The following is a 5,109-nucleotide window of genomic DNA, read 5'->3' on the forward strand; positions in this document are numbered from 1 at the left end:
ATTACTATGGTGCCTTCGTGCTCGATCCCGATGGCAACAATATCGAAGCCGTTTGTCGACTGTTGGGCTAAGCGATCACCGCGTCAGCTTCTTATACGCCAGCCGCGTCGGCCTGTCCGCCGCATCGCCCAGACGGCGGCGCTTATCGGCTTCGTAACTCTCGAAATTGCCCTCGAACCATTCGACATGGCTGTCGCCCTCAAACGCCAGGATATGCGTGGCGAGGCGATCGAGGAAGAAGCGATCGTGGCTGATCACCACGGCGCATCCCGCGAACGACTCCAGCGCCTCTTCCAAAGCGCGCAGCGTTTCGACGTCGAGATCGTTCGTCGGCTCGTCGAGCAGGAGGACGTTGCCACCCTCCTTGAGCATTTTCGCCAAATGGACGCGGTTGCGCTCACCGCCCGACAGCTGGCCGACCTTCTTCTGCTGGTCCTGGCCCTTGAAGTTGAACGCGCCGACATAAGCGCGCGTGCCCAGCTCCTGCTTGCCGAAGCGGAAGATTTCGAGCTTGTCCGAAATCTCCTCCCACACCGTGTTGGTCGGGGTCAGATCGTCGCGCGACTGATCGACATAGCCGAGCTTGACCGTCTGACCGACTTCGATCGATCCGCCATCGGGCTGCTCCTGCCCGGTGATGAGCTTGAACAGCGTCGATTTACCCGCGCCGTTCGGGCCGATCACGCCGACGATCCCGCCCGGCGGCAGGACGAAATCGAGATTGTCGAACAGCAATTTGTCGCCATACGCCTTGGTCAGGCCCTTGGCCTCGATCACCTTGCCGCCGAGCCGCTCGGGCAACTGGATGAGGATCTGCGCCTTACCGACGGCGCGGTTTTCCTGCTTCTCCATCAATTCGTCGAACGCGCGGATACGCGCCTTGGACTTGGTCTGGCGCGCCTTGGGGGTCTGCCGCATCCAGGCGAGCTCGTCCGAAATCGCCTTGGCCTTGCCCTGCTCCTCGCGGTCCTCCTGTTCGAGCCGCTTGACCTTCTTTTCGAGATAGCCCGAATAGTTCGATTCATAGGTATAATAGCGCCCGCGATCGAGCTCGAGCACCCAATTGACGACGTTATCGAGGAAGTAGCGATCGTGGGTAACGAGGATGACATTGCCGACATAGTCGCGCAAATAGTTTTCGAGCCACGCGACGCTTTCGGCGTCGAGATGGTTGGTCGGCTCATCGAGCAGCAGGATGTTGGGCTTTTCGAGCAGCAGCTTGCACAAAGCCACGCGGCGCTTTTCACCGCCTGACAGATTGGTGACGGAACTGTCGCCGGGTGGGCAGCGCAAAGCCTCCATCGCGATTTCGAGCTGGTTGTCGAGGCTCCAGCCATCGACCAGATCGATCTTTTCCTGCAATTCGCCCATCTCGGCGAGCAGCGCGTCGAAATCGCAATCCTCGGGCGGATCGCCCATGATCGCGACGATCTCATTATAGCGATCGACCATGCCCGCGATCGGACCCGCGCCGGCGCGGACATTGCCGATCACATCCTTGGTCTCGTCGAGCTTAGGCTCCTGTGGCAGATATCCCACCTTGATGCCGTCGGCGGCCCACGCCTCGCCGGTGAAATCGGGATCGATCCCGCCCATGATTTTCATCAGCGTCGACTTGCCCGATCCGTTCGGCCCGATGATCGCAATCTTCGCGTCGGGCAGGAATTGGAGCGAAATGTTGTTGAGCACCGGCTTGGGCGCACCGGGGAAGGTCTTGGTCAGGCCCTTCATCACATAGCTGTACTGCACGGCCATCGGCTGCGGGCTCCGGGATAGAGATGGGTGGGAATAATGACGCGGCAGATAGCGATGCGCGGCGGCGTTGGCAACGCGGGCGCGGTGCGGTAGCTTCAGTGCATGGAACGGATCGACATTTCGGACGACCGACGCGTGGCCGATCTGGTCGAAGCGGTCGAGCGCGGCGACGAGGTGGTGATCGTGCGCGACGGCGTGGTCGTGGCGGCTGTCGTCGCACCGACGCCGCCTGCGGTCGTCCCCGAGTCGCGACGGTTCGATCTGGCGGGGCTGGAGCGATTCCACGCAAAACATCCGATGCCGCATTTCGAGCAGAGCTGGAGCGACGTGATTCGCGAAATGCGCGACGAGAACGATCATTGAGGCAGTATTTCGACACCAGCGTCATTGGCACGCTGGTGTTTCGCGCCGGCGATTGGATCGCGCTGCGCCAGTGGCTTCTGCAAACCGGCCCTAGCCTGATCTATAGCGATTTCGGGATTGGCGAGCTCGTCTCGGCGGTCGGGCGGCGCGTTCGAATGCACCAGCTTGGCGAAACCGAAGCCCGCAAACTGCTGATCGACCTTCCCATGCTGCTTCATCACTGGTCCTGCGTGGCGATCGACGCCGCCGATATCGCACTGGCGACATCGTATATGGCGCATTTCGAACTCGGCTTACGCTTGCCCGATGCGATTCACATTGCTGTCGCGCAACGTCTCGGGCTTACACTGGTATCAACCGACATCCGCCAAGTCCGCGCGGCTGCGACGCTCGGTATCGCTGCCATCAACCCCTTGCACACAGACGGGACTCACTCTTGACCAAGCTTCGTGCCCTCGCCCCCTCGCTCCTGCTCGCCTCGACGCTCCTTGCCGCGCCCGCCTTTGCACAGCGCACGGCCCCAGCGGCGGCGGTCGTCGATCCCGCGATCGCGATGCTGCGCGACGCGGCGCTCACCGACGATGTCGCCTATGACATCGTCGAAGGGTTGACGACCGAGATCGGCCCGCGCCCGGACGGATCCCCGGCAGAGGAACGCGCGCGGCAGTGGGCGGTCGCGAAGCTCAAGGCGCTGGGCTTCAAGAACGTGCGGATCGAGCCTTATGCATTGCAGAACGTCTGGGTGCGCGGCGCCGAGACCGCCGAGATTCTGTCCCCCTACCCCCAGCCGCTGCGCCTGACCGCGCTCGGCAATTCGGGCGCGACGCCGCCCGAGGGCCTGACGCTGCCGGTCGCCTATTTCGCGAGCTTCAACGATTTGCTGCTTGCCCCCGCCGGCAGCCTGACCGGCCGAATCGCGTTCGTTTCGAATGCGATGCAGCCGACGCAGGACGGCTCGAGCTACGGATCACAAGGCGCGGCCCGCTTCGTTGGGCCGAACATTGCGGCGACCAAGGGGGCGGCGGCGATCGTCATCCGCTCGATCGGCACCGATCATGGCCGCGGCCCGCACGCCGGGAACACCAATTTCGCGCCCGGCGTGACGCCGATCCCGGCGGCGGCGCTCTCGGTCGCCGATGCCGAAAATCTCGAGCGGATGGTCAAGCTCGGCAAGCCGGTGACGCTGCATCTGACACTCACCCCGACCATCGCGCCGACACGGATGTCGGGCAATGTCGTGGCCGAAGTGCCAGGGACCGAACCGGCGGCGGGGACGATCCTGATCGGCGGGCATCTCGATAGCTGGGATCTGGGCACCGGTGCGATCGATGACGCATCGGGGGTCGCAATTACGACTGCCGCCGCCAAGCGCGTGATGGATGCGGGCAAGCACCGCCGCACGATTCGAATCGTGTGGTTCGGCGATGAAGAAACCGGCGGCTTTGGCGGCATCGCCTATGCCAAGGCGCATGCGGGCGAGGTGCACGCATTGGCGGCGGAATCCGATTTCGGGGCGGACCGCGTGTGGCGCTTCGAAACCAATTTGCCCGAAACCGCAAAGCCGCTCGCCGATCGCCTCGCGGTCGCGCTCGCGCCGATCGGGATTGTCCGTGGGAGCGGCGTCGGGGGTGACGGGACCGATGTCGGGCCGATGCTCAGGACCGGTGTTCCCGCGATCGACCTCAACCAATCGGGCCTGCGCTACTTCGATTGGCACCACACGCCGGAGGATACGCTGGACCGAATCGATCCCGAACAATTGCGGCAGAATGTGGCGGCGTGGACGACGATGCTCGCGATCGTCGCCGATGCGCCGGAGGCGATGGGGCCGGTTACGCCGAAAAAATGATTGAACTCACCCTGTCGCAAATACGGCAAAATCGTGGCGAATTGGGAACTTTGTGGCAGTTTGACGATTGACGCACCCAAGCAGGACGCTATGCCACCGGACTTCGCGGCGGCGCTGGGCTGCTTCGAACCCTATCTATTGCTTGGGAGCAATTGCATGACGAAGATCGCCCTTGTTCTCGTCGCCGCTGGCCTGGTTTCTCTCGCCGCGTGCAACAAGAACCCAGAAGCCGCCGCTATCGAGAACAATGCCGCCATGATGGCAGACGGCATCGACAACAATGCAACAATGATGGACCAGATGGCCGACAATTCGTCGAACGCGATGGCTTCGGACATGATGGCAAACTCGGCTGACGCGATGCGCGACACCGCCGACAACGTTCGTGATGCGGGCGCGGCAAAGGCCGACAACGTTGCCAAGTAAGACAGGTGTAGGGCGTTCCGCCCTGCTCTGACAAATCGGGCGCTTCCCCTGCGGGAAGCGCCCTTTTTTTTGGGGCTATTCCGCCGTCACTGCGTCGAGCATGACGAGTTGCCCGGCAATGTCGCGGCGATACCCCGCCACGCGTGGCGACAGCGCAAGCGCCCGCGTCCAATACCGTCGCGCCGCCACGAAGTCCCCGGTTTCGGCATAGGCAAGCCCGCGAAAATAGGGTGGTGCCGGATGCTGCGGTGCGAGCCGCGCCGCCTGGTCGAAGGCAAACATGGCAGCGGGCGACATCGCGCCGTCATGTTGCGCCAGCGCCGTGCCGTAGCCAGTCCACAGCGTCAGACTGCGTGGATAGGTGTTGAGCCCGAGCAGCACGACTTTCGTCCCGCTGCCGCGGCTGCCGCTGCGCATCAGCGCATCGGACGCGATCAGATACGCCCCGTCCCCGGTAAATTGCCCAAGCATCGCGCCGCGCAAGGCAGTCGATGCAGGATCGATAATGACCGGCTCGCGATTAGCTACGGTCGGACGACCCGTAAGGGACGCGTGCTGCTGCAGCGCGTAGCCGCTCGCACCCAGCAACAGGGCCGCTCCGACCACGGCCCATAACGGCCGCGCCAGTCCGGCGCACCACAGGCCCAAGCCGGTCAGAAGCGCGATCACCGCGAGCGAGACCCAACCATTCATGGCGCAAGAGTCGATAGAAGCAT

Annotated in this window: 6 protein-coding genes; 4 read left to right on the forward strand and 2 right to left on the reverse strand. The window is 63.4% G+C overall.

Going from position 1 to position 5,109, the window contains the following annotated elements:
• Positions 1-75 precede the first annotated feature (75 nt).
• On the reverse strand, positions 76-1,755 hold the full coding sequence (gene ettA / locus ABWP09_RS13450; protein ID WP_353205633.1) for an energy-dependent translational throttle protein EttA: 1,680 nt from the start codon (positions 1,753-1,755) through the stop codon (positions 76-78).
• Between the two features lie 102 nt (positions 1,756-1,857).
• On the opposite strand from ettA, the gene ABWP09_RS13455 reads away from it, so the two are divergent.
• The 4 genes from ABWP09_RS13455 (at position 1,858) to ABWP09_RS13470 (ending at position 4,393) form a co-directional block, all read left to right on the forward strand.
• Positions 1,858-2,118: a hypothetical protein gene (locus ABWP09_RS13455; protein WP_353205634.1), complete on the forward strand. Its 261-nt coding sequence runs from the start codon at positions 1,858-1,860 to the stop codon at positions 2,116-2,118.
• Positions 2,115-2,558, forward strand: a complete 444-nt coding sequence (locus tag ABWP09_RS13460; protein ID WP_353205635.1) for a type II toxin-antitoxin system VapC family toxin — start codon at positions 2,115-2,117, stop codon at positions 2,556-2,558. Before ABWP09_RS13455 ends, ABWP09_RS13460 begins: the two co-directional genes overlap by 4 nt.
• On the forward strand, positions 2,555-3,967 hold the full coding sequence (locus ABWP09_RS13465) for a M20/M25/M40 family metallo-hydrolase (RefSeq protein WP_353205636.1): 1,413 nt from the start codon (positions 2,555-2,557) through the stop codon (positions 3,965-3,967). Before ABWP09_RS13460 ends, ABWP09_RS13465 begins: the two co-directional genes overlap by 4 nt.
• Before the next feature lie 156 nt (positions 3,968-4,123).
• Positions 4,124-4,393 (forward strand): hypothetical protein, encoded by a 270-nt coding sequence (locus ABWP09_RS13470; RefSeq protein ID WP_353205637.1) that lies wholly within the window; start codon positions 4,124-4,126, stop codon positions 4,391-4,393.
• Between the two features lie 75 nt (positions 4,394-4,468).
• Here the strand turns inward: ABWP09_RS13470 and ABWP09_RS13475 are convergent.
• The coding region (locus ABWP09_RS13475; protein ID WP_353205638.1) for a tetratricopeptide repeat protein at positions 4,469-5,109 on the reverse strand (641 nt) is incomplete at its 5' end.

It is taken from the genome of Sphingomonas sp. (assembly GCF_040398505.1).
In the GTDB taxonomy this organism is placed as follows: Bacteria; Pseudomonadota; Alphaproteobacteria; order Sphingomonadales; family Sphingomonadaceae; genus Sphingomonas.

Coding starts and splice junctions, on each gene's coding strand:
- ettA (WP_353205633.1), bottom strand. CDS start 1,755: ATGGCCGTGCAGTACAGCTATGTGATGAAGGGCCTGACCAAGACCTTC.
- ABWP09_RS13455 (WP_353205634.1), top strand. CDS start 1,858: ATGGAACGGATCGACATTTCGGACGACCGACGCGTGGCCGATCTGGTC.
- ABWP09_RS13470 (WP_353205637.1), top strand. CDS start 4,124: ATGACGAAGATCGCCCTTGTTCTCGTCGCCGCTGGCCTGGTTTCTCTC.